Origin of the sequence: Nocardioides sp. NPDC023903, assembly GCF_040639295.1 — a bacterium.
GTDB lineage: Bacteria > Actinomycetota > Actinomycetes > Propionibacteriales > Nocardioidaceae > Nocardioides.
Map to the genome: position 1 here is coordinate 60,129 of NZ_JBEZZS010000022.1, position 16,392 is coordinate 76,520.

Below are 16,392 nucleotides of genomic sequence, written 5' to 3' on the forward strand. Positions count from 1 at the left end.
CGCATTTCTCTCCGCGGGCTTCAGCGCGAGTACCTAACCGCCGTCACGACGTGGGCGCTGGCGCTCGGTACCCGATTCGCATGACCTCGAATTCACCCTGAAGGCTGCGACGGCTAGGCCGCCGGGTCGGTCGGGAGAGAACGCCGGTGCCACCAGGTCATCGTGAGCCCGGCGAGCAGACCGGCCAGGCCGAAGAAGGCGATGGCGTTGACGAGCACCTGCCCGGCGTACGGCCCGACGTCGAGCATCCGGCCGGGGCCGACCGCGCCGCCGGCGATGCCGGAGGCGATGGCGACGAGGAGGCCGGCGACGACGCCGGCGCTGACGCCGCGGAGCGCGCCCTCGGACCAGCGCAGGGTGGGCCGGTGACGCTGTACGCGGCAGACCGCGACGAAGGCGGTGAGCGGGCCGAGCGCCATCACCGCGGCGACCCAGGCGGGCGGGGCGCCGTTGTCGGGCAGCGCGGCGAGCATCGGGAACATCGGCAGCGGCCCGAGGGTCACCGCCGTCGGGGTCACCGTGGTGCCGACGCCGACGGTGAACCCCGGCCCGAGGGCGTACGCACTGGAGAAGAGCACGGCGTTGGGCAGCACCAGGACGGCGAGCAGTGAGTAGAGGATGATCCCGCCGAGGTCGAGGTGGAGCTGGGAGACGACGTTGATCGAGGTGGTGAAGTCGGCGAAGAGGGCCGCGAAGAACACCAGCGTGCTGACCGCGAGCCACCAGACCAGGATCGACCTGAGCATCACCAGTACGTCGACGGCGGCGCGTGGCAGCAGGGTGATCCACAGCGCCGCGCGGCCGGAGCCGACAGCGATCGCGGGCAGGGCCACGACCACGCAGAGCCCGACCGACCACGAGAAGACGCCGACGATGCTCGGCGCGGTGGCCGGGGTGCCGGCGATGATCGCGGTGGTCAGCGCGGTGCCGGCGTAGCCGAGCGTGAAGAGGCCGGCGACGACCGGGACGGTCAGGTCACGCTCGCCGTCGGCGAGGGCGTTGACGTCCGGACCGTGCAGCGAGACCGAGTCGCCGACGCGGACCGCGACCTGCCACATCGTCCAGGCGAGGACCAGGGTCAGCCCGAGCGGGACGACGGTGATCGCGACCCCGGAGACGAGGACGCCCGAGCCGTGCCCGAGCAGCCACCCGAGCGCGGCGACACGCACGGCGTCCGACGGCTCGCCGTGGGCGCCCATGTCGCTGATGAACCAACCCAGGATGCCGATCGCCAGACACACCACCAGCGTCGCGCCGGCCGTGCCGATTCCGCCCAGCAGGGCGACCGCGACCAGCGGGCGGCGGTGGCGGAGATCGTGGAGATCATCCGCGGAGAGCCCGCGGTCAGGGGTGCGAGGAGGCAGCAGGGACGACATCGCCACTCATCCTCGCAACCTGCGTCGTCTCGATCTCGGCGACGCGCCGCCAGGGACGTTCACCGGGTTGGTCACAGCGGTTGATACCCGCCTGTGCATCTGCGGCTATTGCCGTTCATTCGACCGAATCACCTACAGTTGACCGCTGACATGGGCATGACCACGGCAGACCACGAGACCTTCGAGGCGTTCTATCAGGACGTCCGTGGACGCCTCCTTCTCCAAACCTGGTCGCTGACCGGGGATCTGGAGGCCGCCAAGGCCGCCGTGCGCGGCGCGCTGGTCGTCACCTGGCACCACTGGCGCAAGGTGAAGCCGATGGACGACTTCGAGCGCGAGGACTGGGTCCGCCCGATCGCCTGGTCCAAGGCGATCCGCAACCACTCGGTGCCGCTGCTCCACCGCGACCAGACGATCGCGCCGGAGGCCCGCCACACCCTCTCCGCGCTGCGCGGCCTGCCGCTCCACGACCGCAAGGTCTTCCTGCTCGGCCACCTCACCAGCGTCGACCTGGCCCAGCTGGCCCGCGAGGTCGGCACCCCGATCAGCCGCACCGAGACCGACCTGCAGGGCGCCAACGCCGCCATCTGCGACGAGCTCGGGATCGCTCCGGAGCAGCTGCAGTCCATCTTCGACCCGCTCGTCGACGTGCTCACCGAGCAGCCCTGGCCGAAGACCTCGACGATCACCACCGCCGGCGCCGTACGCCGCCGGGTGCACACCGCGATCGGCGCGGCCGCGGCGATCGCCGCCCTGGTCGGCACCGGTTTCTTCGTCACCCAGGGCGCCGAGACCGAGCCGCGGCTCAACACTCTCTCGATGCAGTCTGCGGCCGAGGAGTTCGAGGTCGAGCCGAGCCAGATCCCCGGCAAGAAGCTGACTGCCAAGGACCTGATGACCGAGGAGGAGGTCGCGAAGATCTACGGCGGCTCCTGGGCCGTCGACATCTCCTCCGACAACCTCGAGGGCACCGGCCTCACCATCCCCTGCCAGGCCGACACCTCGGCCGACAAGCGGCCGATGGCTAGCCTGGCGCGCACCTTCATCGCCAAGGCGAAGGCGACCACCGCCGGCACCACGATCGAGTCCTCGGTCGACGCGAAGGCGGCGGCTGCGGCGTACAAGAAGATGCAGGGGTGGTACGCAGCGTGCGCCGAGCCCCGCTACCAGCTGATGTTCACCGAGTCGGTCGACGGCATCGGCGACCAGGCGACCCTCTTCACCTACCGCGACTGGGAGAACAACCGGGCGGTCACCTACGGCGTCGCCCGCACCGGCAGCCACACCGCCGCGGTCACCGTGAAGACCGAGGGCAAGTCCAGCACGACCGCGGCCAAGACCTCGACCATGCTCGGCACCGCCGTCCACAACCTCTGCTCGATGCCGGGCGCGGGTGCGTGCGTGGAGACCAAGCGACCGCGGGCGACCGTGGTCCCGATCCCCACGGGCAAGGCGCCAGGGCTGATCAACGAGACCGATCTGCCCCCGGTCAGCACGATCGGTGACCCGTGGGAGGGCACCGAGGCGAAGGCCGCCAAGACCAACCCCGCCCAGACCCGCTGCGACGAGACCCAGTTCAACGCCAAGGGCATGTCCGGCGCCCAGACGCGCTCCTTCGTGATCCCCGAGACGAAGAAGAAGCTCGCGCCGATCTTCGGGCTCACCGAGACGGTCGGCAAGTTCGGCTCCGCCAAGGAGGCGCAGGCCTTCAACGTCGCCATCAAGGGCCGCCTGGACAAGTGCAGCGACAAGCAGCTCGGCAGCCACGTCACCCAGGTCGCGACCGAATCCATCAAGGACGGCGCGATCACGGTGTGGTACATCCGGGTCGAGCTCGAGAACACCTCGATCTACTACCGGATGGCTGCGATCCGACGCGGCGCCAACGTCGCCCAGATGAGCTTCGTCCCCGACGGCAACGCCGACATCAGCAACTCCGAGTTCGTCAGCCTCGCCAAGCGCGCCGCCTACCGGCTCGACTATCTCTGAGCCCAGAACCTGAGCCGAGAAATCTGAGCCCAGTTCGCTCCGGATGCAACCGGACCCGCCTCCCAGGCATCTGAACCTCTGAGACTGGCGTCGTAGCGCCAGATCGGGGACGGCCAGTCTGGGAGGCGAGCGATGGACGAGGACGAGTTCGACGCGTTCTACAACGTGTCCTACCGCCGCGTGTGCGCTCAGGTGTACGCCATGATCGGCGACTCCGACGAGGCCGCCGAATGCGTCCAGGAGGCCTTCGCCCGCGCCTGGGCCCACCGACGGAAGCTGTCCTCGGTCGACTACCCCGAAGCCTGGGTCCGCACCACCGCCTACCGCCTCGCCGTCGGCCGCTGGCGCAGAAAGAAGTACGCAGGCCGCGTCACCGACAGAGCCGTCGGCATCCGCACGGAGATGCCCGCCGTCGACGAGACCCATGTCGCCCTCGTCGCCGCGCTGAAGAAGCTCCCCGAGGCCCAGCGCCAAGCGATCGTCCTGCACCACATCGCCGATCTGCCGGTCCACCAGGTGGCCGCCGAGGTCGGCGCCCCCACCGGCACCATCAAAGCCCGCCTGGCTCGAGGACGAGCCACACTGGCCGAGCTGCTCGCCGACGAACAACCCGGCGCCGTCTGGAAGGAGGCCTGAGATGAGTGACCCGATCTCGCGTCTGGACCAGTTCCGCGCCGACACCCCTGGAGCACCGATGAAGTCCGCAGCCGAGGTACGCCAACGGGGTGACCAGATCCGCCGCCGACAGCGTGCGCTCGTCACCGCCGGAGCCGTGGCCCTGGCCGCGGTCGTGGCCGGACCGATCATCTTCCTCTCCGCCGGGTTCGGCGAACGCGCCATCGAACCGCAGCCCGCACCGGCACCGACACCGAGCCAGACACCGAGCACGGTGGCACCGAGCCCGTCAGCCTCGACCCCCGTCTCGGACCTCACCCGTGCCAACCTCCCCGCGGAGGACGACATGGTCGCCGAAGACCCTTATCCGCAGTGGGTCCAGGCGCAGACCTACGACGGCGAGGGCAAGGGCGACTACAACGAGTGCCTGCCGGCGTTGGCCGACTCGGACGCCCTGGCGACCTTCCGCCGCGACTTCACTCCCCAGGCCGGGCAGGAGTACGCGGACTCGGCCGGGACGCTGAAGGCAGTTGTCGCCGAGTTCGGATCGGCCGACGAGGCCGAGAAGGCGCGCACGAAGCTCTCCGCCGCCGCGAGCTCCTGCGCCGCGGTCGACGGCACCGAGGTCGCCGGCTCGCTCCCGGTCGAGGGCGGCGTCGTCACCGGTGGCGACATCAACGTGGTGACGTACCTGCCCGAGGACGACAGCACGAACGCCCGCTGGGAGGTGGCGACCGCTGTCGTCGCGGTCGAGGACCGGCTAGTGGTGTTGACCCGGCGGCGCGGCGTACAGGACTACGTGTCACCGACCACCCTGCAGACCTCCGCCGTCAACGCCGCCTACCGACTGGTCGGGTCATCGCCGCCGCCCGCGACTGCGTCGAGCTCGGCATCCTCGTCGGCATCCTCGTCCGCGTCCGCACCTGCGGCGATCCTCAGCGACGCGCATCTCGTCGTGGCCGGGTCGCTGCCGGGACTGCCGATGGAGGGTGAGTCCTCCGCGGTGTGGCAGCAGGTCGCGCCGCAGCCGACCCCGACTCTCTACTGCCAGGGCGCCTGGCTCTCGTCGCTGAAGGCCGCCGAGTCGGTCAGCCGGGAGTTCCGCCTCGAGAACGGCGGCAGCCAGATCGGCAAGGTCAACGTGACGGTGCTGGAGTTCGCCGAGAAGGAGAACGCCGACGCGGCCTTCGAGACGGTCCACGGCTGGCTCGACACCTGTCCGGCATCGATGGACGACGCGAAGCTCTTCACCGCCAGGCCCGTCGAGTCCATCGCGATCGGCACCACCCCCGAGATCGACCGAGCCGCGCAGACGCTCGCCGAGTACGCCGGCGACTGCGGTGGCGAGGGTTGCGATGCCACCTGGTACGACCACCAGACCGTCGCCCAGCTCGGGACCCGGCTGGTGCTGGTCACCCACGCCGAGGCCGGTGGCCCCTGCCCGCCGACCACAGCCTGCCCGCCGGAGGAGGCCTCGGACTACACCGACTGGGACAGGCGGGTCGCCCAGACGGTCGAGGCCACGGTGGACCGCGCCTTCCAGGACCTGCCCTGATGAGGACGCAGTGCAATTGACCTTTACGCTCACACATGCCACCGCAGACACTGGCGCACGGGCAAGAGTCATGGAAAGCCAGCCGGGGAGGCGAACGATGGACGAGGACGAGTTCGACGCGCTGTACAACGCGTCGTACCGCCGCTTGTGTGCTCAGCTGTACGCCATGATCGGCGACTTCGACGAGGCCGCGGAGTGCGTCCAGGAGGCGTTCGCCCGCGCTTGGGCGCATCGTCGGAAGATGTCGTCGGTCGACTACCCCGAAGCCTGGGTCCGCACCACCGCCTACCGTCTCGCGGTGGGCCGCTGGCGCCGGAAGAAGTACGCCGGGAGGGCCGCCGACAGAGCCGTCGGCGTCCGCACGGAGATGCCGGCGGTCGACGAGTCCCACGTGGCTCTCGTCGCCGCGCTGAGGCAGCTCCCCGAGGCTCAGCGCCAAGCCATCGTCCTGCACCACATCGCCGATCTGCCGGTCCATCAGGTGGCCGCCGAGGTCGGTGCGCCCACCGGCACCATCAAAGCCCGCCTGGCTCGAGGACGAGCCGCCCTCGCGGAGCTGCTCGCCGAGGACAATCCCGGCGCCGTCTGGAAGGAGGCCTGAGATGAGTGACCCGATCTCGCGTCTGGACCAGTTCCGCGCCGATGCCCCCGGAGCACCGATCAACTCTGCAGCCGAGGCACGGAGGCGGGGTGACCAGATCCGCCGGCGGAAGCGCACCGTGCTCACCGCGAGCGCGGCGGCCGTGGCCGCCGTCGTCGCCGGGCCGATCATCTTCCTCTCCACCGGCCTCGGCGACAAAGGCATCGACCCCGCGCCGGCACCGAGCGACAGCGCGGCCGCGCCCAGCGCGTCCGCCTCTGCCTCGGCGTCCGATCTCAGCCGGGACAACCTGCCGACCGAGGACGATCTCGTCGCCGACGACCCCTATCCGGCGTGGGCCCAGCAGCAGACCTACGACGGCGAGGGCACCGACACCTACAACGACTGCCTCACCGACTCGCTGGGCGACTCGGGCGCGCTGGCGACGTACCGCCGCGACTTCGTCGCGAAGCCCGGGGAGGAGATGGCAGACGCGGCAGGCACGCTGAACGCCGTCGTCGCCGAGTTCGGCTCGGCCGACGAGGCCGAGAAGGTACGCACCGACCTCTCCGACGCCGCAGCGTCGTGCCCCGGCGTCGACGGAGCAGAGGTGGCCGGCTCGCTCCCGGTCGAGGCCGACGTCATCTCGGGCGGGGACATCGACGTGGTGACGTACCAGCCTGATGACCCCGAGATGAACGCGGTCTGGGAGACCGCGACGGCCGTCGTGTCCGCAGACGACCGGGTGCTGGTGATGACCCGGAAGCGGGGCGTGCAGAGCTACGTTCCGCCGACCACCCTGCAGACCTCCGCGGTCAACGCCGCCTACCGGATGGTCGGCGCCACACCCCCGGCTGGACCGGCCGAGGACCCGACCGAGACAGGACCGCCCGCGGCGGAAGGTCTCAGCGCCGCCAACCTGATCGACGGCAGCACCCTCCCGGCGCTCGACCGCTTCGAGAGCCCTCTCGGCTGGAACCAGTACACGCCCACCCCCGACGTACCGACCCTCGCCTGCCAGAAGGAATGGCTCTCCTCGCTCGGCGCCTCGGCGAAGATCGCGTCCGACTACCGCTGGGACACTGACAGCGCCATGGTCGGCCAGGTCCACGTGGCCGTGCTGGAGTTCTCCGACGCGGACGCTGCGGGCGCTGCGTACAACGAGGTCAACGAGTGGATGGAGGTCTGCCCGGCCAACAAGCTCGGGGTCGACCCGGACGTCACCGCGCTGCCCATGGATGTCAGCTCCGAGCTCGATGCCGGGCCGAAGCGCGCGGCACGCTCACAGGCGACCTACCCGGGCCTGGATGGTGGCGACAGCATGTGGTTCGAGACCGAGCTGGTCGCGGAGTACGAGACCCGGCTCGTCCTGGTCGGCTACGCCGAGCTCGCCGGCCCCTGCCCGCCGAGCACCGGCGACAAGGACGACCCGTGCTACCAGCCCGACCAGCCCGACTCGTGGCCCGGCCGGATCCTCGCGATCGAGAAGGCGGCGGTCACCGCCGGGATCAGCGACCTGCGCTGACGACACCGCTCAAACACGATATGGTTGATCGTCTTTCATGACTTAGCGCGTGGAGACTCCTGTCACAACGCGCTCACCCAAGGAAGACACGTACTGGTCATGGCGTTTGGGCCCATCAGAGCCCCGACCCGCATCAACCTTGGAGAAGCCCTCTCGTGTCCACCGCCCCCACTGCACCCGCCAGGCGGCGGTTGCCGCTTCCGTCCTTCTCTGTCCAGATCATCCTGGGCCTAGTCCTCGGCGTCGCCCTCGGTGCCCTCGCGCGAGCCATCGGCCCCGGGGCCGGCGACGAGGCCAACTGGCTGACGACCACGCTGGCCACGATCGGCGACTCGTTCGTCTCGTTGCTCAAGGCCGTCGTCGTACCGCTGATCTTCACCGCCATCATCGCCTCGATCGCCAACCTGCGTACGGTCAGCAACGCGGCCCGGCTCGCGGGCCAGACGCTGCTGTGGTTCGCGATCACCGCGGCGATCTCGGTCGTCATCGGCATCGGCCTGGGGCTGCTCTTCCGGCCCGGCAGCAACACCGCGGTCAGCACCGCCGACGCGGCCGAGGCCGGCGCATCCGCCTCGTGGCTCGACTTCCTCCAGGGCCTGATCCCCGGCAACTTCCTCGGCCTCGAGGCATCGACCAGCGTCGAGCAGGTCGGCGGGAGCCCGCTCGCGGAGACCGCGCTGAGCTTCAACGTCCTCCAGGTGCTCGTGGTCGCCCTTGCGATCGGCATCGCGGCGCTCAAGACCGGCGAGAAGGCCGAGCCGTTCCTCGCCTTCAACCGCTCCTTCCTCGCCATCGTGCAGAAGGTGCTGTGGTGGATCATCCGGCTGGCGCCGATCGGCACCCTCGGCCTGATCGGCAACGCGGTCGCCTCCTACGGCTGGGACTCGCTGAGCTCTCTGGCCTGGTTCGCGGTGGCCGTCTACGTCGGCCTGGCGCTGGTCCTGTTCGTCGTCTACCCGGTGCTGCTGCGCGCCAACGGGCTCAACCCGCTGGCGTACTTCCGCGGCGCCTGGCCGGCGATCCAGCTCGCCTTCGTCTCGCGCTCCTCGGTGGGCACCATGCCGGTGACCGAGCAGGTGACGGTCAAGAACCTCGGCGTCCCCCAGGAGTACGCCTCGTTCGCCGTCCCGCTGGGATCGACCACGAAGATGGACGGCTGCGCGTCGATCTACCCGGCGATCTCGGCGATCTTCGTCGCCCAGATCTTCGGGATCGACCTGAGCATCACCGACTACCTGCTGATCGCCTTCGTCTCGGTCGTCGGCTCGGCCGCCACCGCGGGCCTCACCGGCGCCGTCGTGATGCTGACGCTCACGCTCTCGACCCTCGGCCTGCCGCTGGCCGGCGTCGGCCTGCTGCTCGCGATCGACCCGATCCTCGACATGGGACGTACCGCGGTCAACGTCGCCGGGCAGGCGCTGGTGCCGACCATCGTCGCCAAGCGTGAGGGCATCCTCGACGTCGACCGCTACCGCTCCGCCTCCGCGGCCGGGCTCCTGGCCGACGACGAGCCCGTCAAGGAGACCGTCGCCGCCTGACGTCCCCGGACGTACGCGTCGAGCGCCCCGGCAGCCATCCGGCTGCCGGGGCGCTCTGGCTCACTCCGGGTAGGACGAAGCGGCTCGCCCAGCCCGAAGGGCCTCGGCCCACCACGCCAGCTGGGCGAGCATCCCCTTGGCGTAGACGGCCGAGTCCGGGTCGTTGGGGCGACCGTCCTCGTCGAGGCGCTCCCAGTAGCGCGGGAAGGAGAGACGGGCTTGGAGCGGGTGGGCGTGCAGCTCGGTGAGCACGTTCTCCAGATGCAGGGTGGCATGCCGGCCGCCACTGTCACCGCCGTAGGAGACCAGTGCGACCGGCTTGGCCTGCCATTGGGTGAAGTGCCAGTCCAGCGCCGACTTCAGCGAGGCCGGGAAACTGTGGTTGTACTCAGGGGTGACGATGATGAAGCCCTCGGCGGCGTCGAGCGCGTCGGTGAGGTCGGTCTGGCCATCAGGCCGCGGATAGTCCGCGCCGGCCATCTTGGGTGACTCGGCGGGCAGGGACAGCGGGATCTCGTGGTCGGCAAGGTCGATCAGCTCGACCTGGAGGCCGCCGTACGCCTCGGCCTGTTCGGCCACCCAGGAGCCGAAGATCGGGCCCCCGCGGCCTTCCCGGACGCTGGCGGTGATGACTGCGATACGTAGTGGTTGGGTCATGTCGACCAGGTTCACGCGGATCGGCGAGCGGCGGGAGACCGAGCCGAGGCTGGCCCCAGCAGGGCCACCCTGACCGCCCGGCCGGGCCGTAGGCTTGCTGACATGCCAGCCAACGCGGGAGCCCTCGGCTCGTTCATCCGGGACCGCCGCGACCAGACCACGCCGGAGAGCGTCGGGCTCCCTGAAGGCGTACGTCGCCGCGCCCCCGGCCTACGGCGGTCCGAGCTGGCGACCCTGGCCGGGATCAGCGTCGAATACCTGGTCCGCATCGAGCAGGGCCGCGACCGCCACCCCTCACCGCAGGTCCTGCGGGCCATCGGTGACGCGCTCCGCTTCGACGCCGCGTCCCACGAGCACCTGCGCACCCTCGCGATGGCCTCCAGCGGCCAGTGCCTCGGACCGTTCTCCTCAGGTCGTGACGTACGTCCCGGCGCACGCGCCCTGGTGGAGCAGTTCGAGCCGGGCATCGCCGTGCTCACCAACCGGCTCGGCGACCTGCTCGCCCACACGGCCACGTTCGAGCTGCTCGCCCGACCCCTCGGGATGCTCGACCACGCGGAGCCCAACCTGACCGCGTACGCCTTCCTCCACCCGCGCGCCCGCGAGGCGTTCCCTGACTGGGCGCGGGTGGCCGACGACCTGGTCGCCAACCTCTACCGCGGCCCCAACCCGGTCGCCGCGCGAATGATGATCGAGGCGATGTCTGACCGGGCGGGGCCGGAGTTCACCGACCGGCTGACCCGCCACGACCCGCCTCACGGCGGCGTATGGCGCTGGCTGCATCCCGACGCTGGCGAACTGCGCTTCGACGTCGAGGAGCTCGAGCTTCCGGCTGCCGACAACCAGCAGATCCAGGTCCTGATGCCGGCCGACGACGCCACCGCCGAGGCCCTCGACGCGATGCGGCGCCGCCGCTCGGGAGCGCTGCGCGCGGTCTGACCTCAGTTCGTCGGGATGTAGAGCTTGTAGCCAGGAGGCAGCTTGTCGGGTGACCTGGAGCCGTTGAAGATGCGCAGCTCCTCCTCGGTGATGCGGAACTTCTTGGCAACACTTGCGTAGGTGTCCCCGGCGACGGTCGTGTAGACCGTCTCCCCGGTTCCGGGCTGGGGTTTCGGCTTGGGCTTGGGCTTGACCGCCTTGGCCGGGATCTCGATCGTCGTGCCGGCGAGCAGCTTGGTGGGGTCCTCGTAGCCGTTGTGCGCCATCAGCTCGTCCGCAGTCACGCCGAACCGCTTGCCGATGCTGACGAACGTGTCACCGGCGACGACCTTGTACTTCTTCAGCTTCGGCTTCGCCGAGGGGATCTTGATCTCGCTCCCCGCCAGCAGCTTGGTGGGATCCTCGTAGCCGTTGATGGCCATCAGCTCGCCCACCTCGACGCCGAACTTCTTGGCGATGCCGGAGAAGGTGTCGCCGGGCGCCACGGTGTACGTCTTCCCGGCCGGCTTCGCGGGTGGGCTCACCACGAGCTTTGCCCCCGCTCGGATCTTGGCGGGGTCGGCGATCTGGTTCCAGGCCGCGAGATCGCTGACCTTGACGCCGTACTTCCCGGCGATCCCGGAGAGCGTCTCCCCCGGCTGGACGGTGTGGGTCTTCCGGGTGGTCTCCGCCTGAGCCGTCGATGCCGCCGCCACCGGCGTCAAACCGGCACCCAACGACGCGATCGAGATCGAGATCCCGACACCGACCACACCCGAGATCAAACGTGCCATTCGCTTGGCCATGGTCAGCACATTAATCCGTGCAGACGCTCGAGGGTGCGCATTCGGAGCAACTCCCCCAGAGACGACGACCGCCCCGCGACCATGACGGTCGCGGGGCGGTCCTGACGTAGGTCAGAGGGACTGCAGGATCTCGCGAGCGAGAGCAGCGGTCTCCGACGGGGTCTTGCCGACCTTGACGCCGGCGGCCTCGAGGGCCTCCTTCTTCGCCTGCGCGGTGCCGGCGGAGCCGGACACGATCGCACCGGCGTGGCCCATGGTCTTACCCTCCGGAGCCGTGAAGCCGGCGACGTAGCCGACGACAGGCTTGGAGATGTTCTCCTTGATGTAGGCCGCGGCCCGCTCCTCGGCGTCGCCACCGATCTCACCGATCATGACGATGAGCTTGGTCTCGTCGTCCTTCTCGAACGCCTCGAGGGCGTCGATGTGGGTGGTGCCGATGATGGGGTCACCGCCGATGCCGATGGCGGTGGAGAAGCCGAAGTCCTTCAGCTCGTACATCATCTGGTAGGTCAGCGTGCCCGACTTGGAGACGAGACCGACCGGGCCCTTGCCGGTGATGGTGTGCGGGGTGATGCCGGCCAGCGACTCGCCCGGCGTGATGATGCCGGGGCAGTTCGGGCCGATCATCCGGGTGGCCTTGCCCTGCAGGTAGGACCACACCTCGGCGGTGTCCTGGACCGGGACGCCCTCGGTGATGACCACGATCAGCGGCATCTCGGCGTCGATGGCCTCGATCGCGGCGTCCTTGGTGAACGCCGGCGGCACGAAGAGAACCGACACGTTGGCGCCGGTCTCCTTCATCGCCTCCGCGACCGTCCCGAACACCGGGAGCTCCACGTCGGCGCCCTGGGCGTCCTTGTGGGTGACCGTGGTGCCGGCCTTACGGGCGTTGACGCCACCGACGATCTGGGCGCCCGAGTCGAGCATCAGGGCGGTGTGCTTCGCACCCATGCCGCCGGTGATGCCCTGGACGATGACCTTGCTGTCCTTGTTGAGGTAGATGCTCATGTTCTCTCTCCTGACCTCAGGCGTTGGCCAGCTCGGCGGCCTTGTCGGCGCCGCCGTCCATGGTGTCGACGATGGTGACCAGCGGGTGGTTGGCCTCACTGAGGATCTGGCGACCCAGGTCCACGTTGTTGCCGTCCAGACGCACGACGAGCGGCTTGGTGGCCTCGTTGCCGAGGATGTCCAGCGCGCCGACGATGCCCTTGGCGACCTCGTCACACGCGGTGATGCCACCGAAGACGTTCACGAACACGGACTTGACCTGCTCGTCGTTCAGGATGACGTCGAGACCGTCGGCCATGACCTGCGCGTTCGCGCCGCCACCGATGTCGAGGAAGTTGGCGGGCTTCACGCCGCCGTGAGCCTCACCGGCGTACGCGACGACGTCGAGGGTCGACATGACCAGACCCGCTCCGTTGCCGATGATGCCGACCTGGCCGTCGAGCTTGACGTAGTTGAGGCCCTTGTCCTTGGCCTTGGCCTCGAGCGGGTCCTCCTCGTCACGGATGACGAACTGCTCGTGGTCCTCGTGGCGGATCTCGGAGGCGTTGTCGTCCAGCGACACCTTGCCGTCCAGGGCCTCCAGCTTGTCGCCCTCCAGGCGAGCCAGCGGGTTGACCTCGACGAGCGTCGCGTCCTCCTCCACGAACACCTTGTAGAGGCTCTCGATCATCGCGACGGCCTGCTCGAAGACGGGCTCCGGGAAGCCACACTCGGTCGCGATCTCGCGCGCCTTGGCCTCGTCGACACCCTTGCCGGGGTCGATGCCGATCTTCTTCACGGCGTCGGGGTTGGTCTTGGCGACCTCCTCGATCTCCACACCGCCCTCGACGGACGCGATGCAGAGGTACTGCCGGTTCGACCGGTCCAGCAGGAAGGAGAAGTAGTACTCCTCCACCGGCGGGGTCGCCGGCGTGATCAGCACCCGGTTGACCTTCAGGCCCTTGATCTCCATGCCGAGGATGTTCGAGGCGTGCTCGAACGCCTCGTCCGCGGTCTTGGCCAGCTTCACGCCGCCAGCCTTGCCTCGGCCACCGGCCTTGACCTGCGCCTTGACGACGCAGAAGCCGATCTCCTCGGCGGCCTTCCTGGCTTCCTCAGCCGTCTCGACGACGACACCTTCGGTCACGGCGACGCCGTGCTTGGCGAAGAGCTTCTTCGCCTGGTACTCCATGAGATCCACTGATCCACCTGGTCTGTGTGTTGCGGTACGGGGGCCGTACCGCATGGATCAGCGGTCGACGCCCTCGTCTTCAGATGTGTCCGTCCAGCACCATAGACCCCGCCGAGCCGGACTTACGAGCCCAGGGCACACGACGTGACGTACGCCACTAGCGGGGCGTGAAGCCGGACACACCGGACATATACCAACAAATCGGCAACCTTGAGTAACAGTCCGTAGCCCTACGTAGCGACCCCCGTTTGACCCCGTACGACGCAGCCCACGGTCCGGAGACCGGCGGGTTTCGAAGGCGTATCGAGGCGCAAATGGGCCGAAGACACGCGTTTCGGGTGACATCAATAAGTCGCAATCGAGTTCCGAATCTGGCGGAAACGCGCAGATCAGCGACTGATTCGGCCGTCGCCGAAGGTGAAATCAGCGAAACGGGCGTGCCACATTTCTTGACCCCGCCCTCCGGTCCGTTACAGTCATGGCTCGCCGTCTGACCCCGAACAGCGGAGATATGAACTGATGGGCAACCACCGAGCCGACGTCACAAGTGACAGTCCGCGTTCGGTCACCCCTTCCCCCGGAGCAACCACGAGCAGCAGCAGCTACGTTGGGAAGCGGCGCGCAGCGCCGGCGACCGACAGCCCTGCCTCCAGGCCTGCCCCGCGAGCGACCGGATCGACCTCCTACGTCGGGAAGCGGCGCGCCGCGCCGTCCCCCGCCGTTGGGACCGCGAAGCCAACCCCCGCCCCTGAGACTCCTGAAGAGCCGGTAGCCAAGGCCCGGCCCAACCGCGTGGTCCTCGAGCAGACCGGCAAGCTGCCGGTCGTCGGGTCCCCCCGCGACTACGAGGCCACCGACGGCCGCATCTCGACGAGTGAGCTGCGTGCTCTCGTCGAGGGTGACGGCCCCGCCTTCCCCGCCTCGTTCCCGACACCGCCGCCTCCCGCGGCGACCCCGATCGTCCCCGTGCAGCGCCGGGCGGCCCAGATCGACCCGGTCCTGGCCGACCTGCTCTCCTCGATGGGCATCGACCCGGACAAGGTGACCCCCGAGGTGCTCGAAGACCTCGGCGTCGGAGGCATGACGACCTCCGAGCTCACCATGTTCCTCACCCAGCCGACCAAGCCCGCGCCGAAGGCGACGTCGAGCAAGGCGGTCTCGACCAAGACGCCGCCGCGCGGCATTCCGGCTGCTCCCCTGCCGCCCGAGCCGGTGCTTCCCGAGCCCGTGGCGCCTGTCGCTCCGGTCGCCCCCGTCGCTCCTGAGCCGACCTTCGAGGCGCCCGAGCCGACGCACACCCCGAAGCCGCTGCGGATGGCCAACACGTTCGCTCCGCTGACCGGCAAGATCCGCGCCGTGCGCGAGGCCCGCCAGATCCCGGCTCCGCCGGTTGCTCCGGTGGCCCCGCCGGCTGCTCCGGCCTACGAGCCGGAGATCCAGGAGCCCCGCGGGTTCCAGGAGGCGTTCGACGCGCCGCCGACGTCGTTCAAGATCGACACGACCTCGTTCCCTGCCCCGCCGGTGTCACTGCCGCGGCAGATCGACTTCGACTCGATGGCGATCGACCTCCCGGCCGAGACCTACACCGTCGACGCGCCCTACTACGAGGCGCCGCAGCCGCACGAGGCTTACTACCAGGACGACTACGCCGACGGCTACAACAGCGACCCGCAGCAGGCCGAGACCTACTTCCGCGCCGACACCGGCAGCATCGACCTGCCGAGCATCAGCGAGATCGCGACCTACCGGCCCGAGCTGCACGATCTCCCGGCGGTCGAGACCACCGGCACGATGGTCGGCATCGGCGTCCCCGCCCGTCCCCGCACCCGGCGCGCCTCAGCCGCGGCTGCCGGTGGCCGCCCGACGGTCCCGCTGACCGCCGGCGCCGCCGCTCTCGCCGCCGCCATCGGTGGCATCGCGCTGACCGGCGGTCCGACGATGGTCGCCGCCGATGACGTACGCCTCGTCGGAGCCACCGCGCTCGGTGGCGACAGCGACATGGTCGTCGTCGGTGACCGCTCCGCGACCGTCACCCGAAACGACGAGCGCTCCGAGGCCGACACCGCCGCGAGCGACCGCGAGAAGGCGCTCCAGGGCGTCGACGTCCAGGCCGACAAGCAGGACAAGTTCCTCAAGTCCAACATGTGGGAGCTGCCGATCCCGGCGGGCGTCTACCGCATCACCGGCACCTTCGGCTCCTCGGGCTCCAACTGGTCCAGCACCCACACGGGTCTCGACTTCGCGGCCCCCTACGGCACGCCGATCCACGCGATCGCCCGCGGCACGGTCACCGAGACCGCCTGGGGCGGGGCGTACGGAAACCGGACGATCATCACCCTCGAGGACGGCACCGAGATCTGGTACTGCCACCAGAGCGACTACGGCGTCTCCGTCGGCCAGACGGTCTCCCCCGGCGAGGTCATCGGCTACGTCGGCTCGACCGGCAACTCCACGGGCAACCACCTCCACGTGGAGGTCCGCCCCGGTGGTGGTGACGCCGTCGACCCCGACGCCGCCCTCAACGAGCACGGCGTAGACCCGAGCTGACGCGCGCAGCGCGTCCTGGTGTAGCCGAGTCGGCGCAACTGCACGCCTTGGAGCGAAGCGAAGCGAGCGAGGCGTGCGGTTGCGCCGACTCGGCGCGTAATCATCTA

At 69.5% G+C, this 16,392-nt stretch carries 13 protein-coding genes; 8 read left to right on the plus strand and 5 right to left on the minus strand.

The window, feature by feature from the left end:
• Positions 1 to 113: 113 nt before the first annotated feature.
• Positions 114 to 1,376, minus strand: coding sequence for a DUF6350 family protein (locus tag AB0F44_RS20795; RefSeq protein ID WP_357358601.1), 1,263 nt, complete (start codon positions 1,374 to 1,376; stop codon positions 114 to 116).
• A gap of 156 nt (positions 1,377 to 1,532) precedes the next feature.
• On the opposite strand from AB0F44_RS20795, the gene AB0F44_RS20800 reads away from it, so the two are divergent.
• The 6 genes from AB0F44_RS20800 (at position 1,533) to AB0F44_RS20825 (ending at position 9,178) form a co-directional block, all read left to right on the plus strand.
• Positions 1,533 to 3,365, plus strand: a complete 1,833-nt coding sequence (locus tag AB0F44_RS20800) for a hypothetical protein (RefSeq protein ID WP_357358603.1) — start codon at positions 1,533 to 1,535, stop codon at positions 3,363 to 3,365.
• 132 nt (positions 3,366 to 3,497) lie between these two features.
• Positions 3,498 to 4,001: a SigE family RNA polymerase sigma factor gene (locus AB0F44_RS20805; protein ID WP_357358604.1), complete on the plus strand. Its 504-nt coding sequence runs from the start codon at positions 3,498 to 3,500 to the stop codon at positions 3,999 to 4,001.
• 1 nt (position 4,002) lies between these two features.
• Entirely contained in the window at positions 4,003 to 5,535 is a 1,533-nt protein-coding gene (locus AB0F44_RS20810) for a hypothetical protein (protein ID WP_357358606.1), read from the plus strand.
• 97 nt (positions 5,536 to 5,632) lie between these two features.
• Positions 5,633 to 6,136: a SigE family RNA polymerase sigma factor gene (locus AB0F44_RS20815; protein ID WP_357358608.1), complete on the plus strand. Its 504-nt coding sequence runs from the start codon at positions 5,633 to 5,635 to the stop codon at positions 6,134 to 6,136.
• A gap of 1 nt (position 6,137) precedes the next feature.
• Complete coding sequence (locus AB0F44_RS20820) at positions 6,138 to 7,640, plus strand: hypothetical protein (RefSeq protein ID WP_357358609.1); 1,503 nt, start codon at positions 6,138 to 6,140, stop codon at positions 7,638 to 7,640.
• 155 nt (positions 7,641 to 7,795) lie between these two features.
• Positions 7,796 to 9,178 carry a dicarboxylate/amino acid:cation symporter gene (locus tag AB0F44_RS20825; protein ID WP_357358610.1) on the plus strand — a complete coding sequence of 461 codons (1,383 nt, stop codon included), beginning with the start codon at positions 7,796 to 7,798 and terminating at the stop codon, positions 9,176 to 9,178.
• Between the two features lie 60 nt (positions 9,179 to 9,238).
• Here the strand turns inward: AB0F44_RS20825 and AB0F44_RS20830 are convergent, their stop codons facing one another.
• The gene (locus tag AB0F44_RS20830; protein WP_350665691.1) at positions 9,239 to 9,835 is read right to left on the minus strand and encodes an NAD(P)H-dependent oxidoreductase; all 597 of its coding nucleotides are present in this window, start codon (positions 9,833 to 9,835) and stop codon (positions 9,239 to 9,241) included.
• Between the two features lie 102 nt (positions 9,836 to 9,937).
• On the opposite strand from AB0F44_RS20830, the gene AB0F44_RS20835 reads away from it, so the two are divergent.
• Positions 9,938 to 10,774 carry a helix-turn-helix transcriptional regulator gene (locus tag AB0F44_RS20835; RefSeq protein ID WP_357358611.1) on the plus strand — a complete coding sequence of 279 codons (837 nt, stop codon included), beginning with the start codon at positions 9,938 to 9,940 and terminating at the stop codon, positions 10,772 to 10,774.
• 2 nt (positions 10,775 to 10,776) lie between these two features.
• On the opposite strand, the gene AB0F44_RS20840 is transcribed toward AB0F44_RS20835, so the two are convergent.
• The 3 genes from AB0F44_RS20840 to sucC form a co-directional block, all read right to left on the minus strand.
• Entirely contained in the window at positions 10,777 to 11,559 is a 783-nt protein-coding gene (locus tag AB0F44_RS20840; RefSeq protein WP_357358612.1) for a LysM peptidoglycan-binding domain-containing protein, read from the minus strand.
• A gap of 111 nt (positions 11,560 to 11,670) precedes the next feature.
• Positions 11,671 to 12,567: a succinate--CoA ligase subunit alpha gene (gene sucD / locus AB0F44_RS20845; protein WP_008364062.1), complete on the minus strand. Its 897-nt coding sequence runs from the start codon at positions 12,565 to 12,567 to the stop codon at positions 11,671 to 11,673.
• Positions 12,568 to 12,583: 16 nt separating this feature from the next.
• Entirely contained in the window at positions 12,584 to 13,747 is a 1,164-nt protein-coding gene (gene sucC, locus AB0F44_RS20850) for an ADP-forming succinate--CoA ligase subunit beta (protein WP_357358613.1), read from the minus strand.
• Positions 13,748 to 14,530: 783 nt separating this feature from the next.
• Here sucC and AB0F44_RS20855 point away from each other — a divergent pair.
• Positions 14,531 to 16,285 (plus strand): M23 family metallopeptidase, encoded by a 1,755-nt coding sequence (locus AB0F44_RS20855; protein ID WP_357358614.1) that lies wholly within the window; start codon positions 14,531 to 14,533, stop codon positions 16,283 to 16,285.
• Positions 16,286 to 16,392: the final 107 nt, after the last annotated feature.

Excerpts from the sequence above, each read along its gene's own strand:
- AB0F44_RS20795 (WP_357358601.1), bottom strand. The coding sequence starts at position 1,376 with ATGTCGTCCCTGCTGCCTCCTCGCACCCCTGACCGCGGGCTCTCCGCG.
- AB0F44_RS20800 (WP_357358603.1), top strand. The coding sequence starts at position 1,533 with ATGACCACGGCAGACCACGAGACCTTCGAGGCGTTCTATCAGGACGTC.
- AB0F44_RS20805 (WP_357358604.1), top strand. The coding sequence starts at position 3,498 with ATGGACGAGGACGAGTTCGACGCGTTCTACAACGTGTCCTACCGCCGC.
- AB0F44_RS20810 (WP_357358606.1), top strand. The coding sequence starts at position 4,003 with ATGAGTGACCCGATCTCGCGTCTGGACCAGTTCCGCGCCGACACCCCT.
- AB0F44_RS20815 (WP_357358608.1), top strand. The coding sequence starts at position 5,633 with ATGGACGAGGACGAGTTCGACGCGCTGTACAACGCGTCGTACCGCCGC.
- AB0F44_RS20820 (WP_357358609.1), top strand. The coding sequence starts at position 6,138 with ATGAGTGACCCGATCTCGCGTCTGGACCAGTTCCGCGCCGATGCCCCC.
- AB0F44_RS20830 (WP_350665691.1), bottom strand. The coding sequence starts at position 9,835 with ATGACCCAACCACTACGTATCGCAGTCATCACCGCCAGCGTCCGGGAA.
- AB0F44_RS20835 (WP_357358611.1), top strand. The coding sequence starts at position 9,938 with ATGCCAGCCAACGCGGGAGCCCTCGGCTCGTTCATCCGGGACCGCCGC.
- AB0F44_RS20840 (WP_357358612.1), bottom strand. The coding sequence starts at position 11,559 with ATGGCCAAGCGAATGGCACGTTTGATCTCGGGTGTGGTCGGTGTCGGG.
- sucD (WP_008364062.1), bottom strand. The coding sequence starts at position 12,567 with ATGAGCATCTACCTCAACAAGGACAGCAAGGTCATCGTCCAGGGCATC.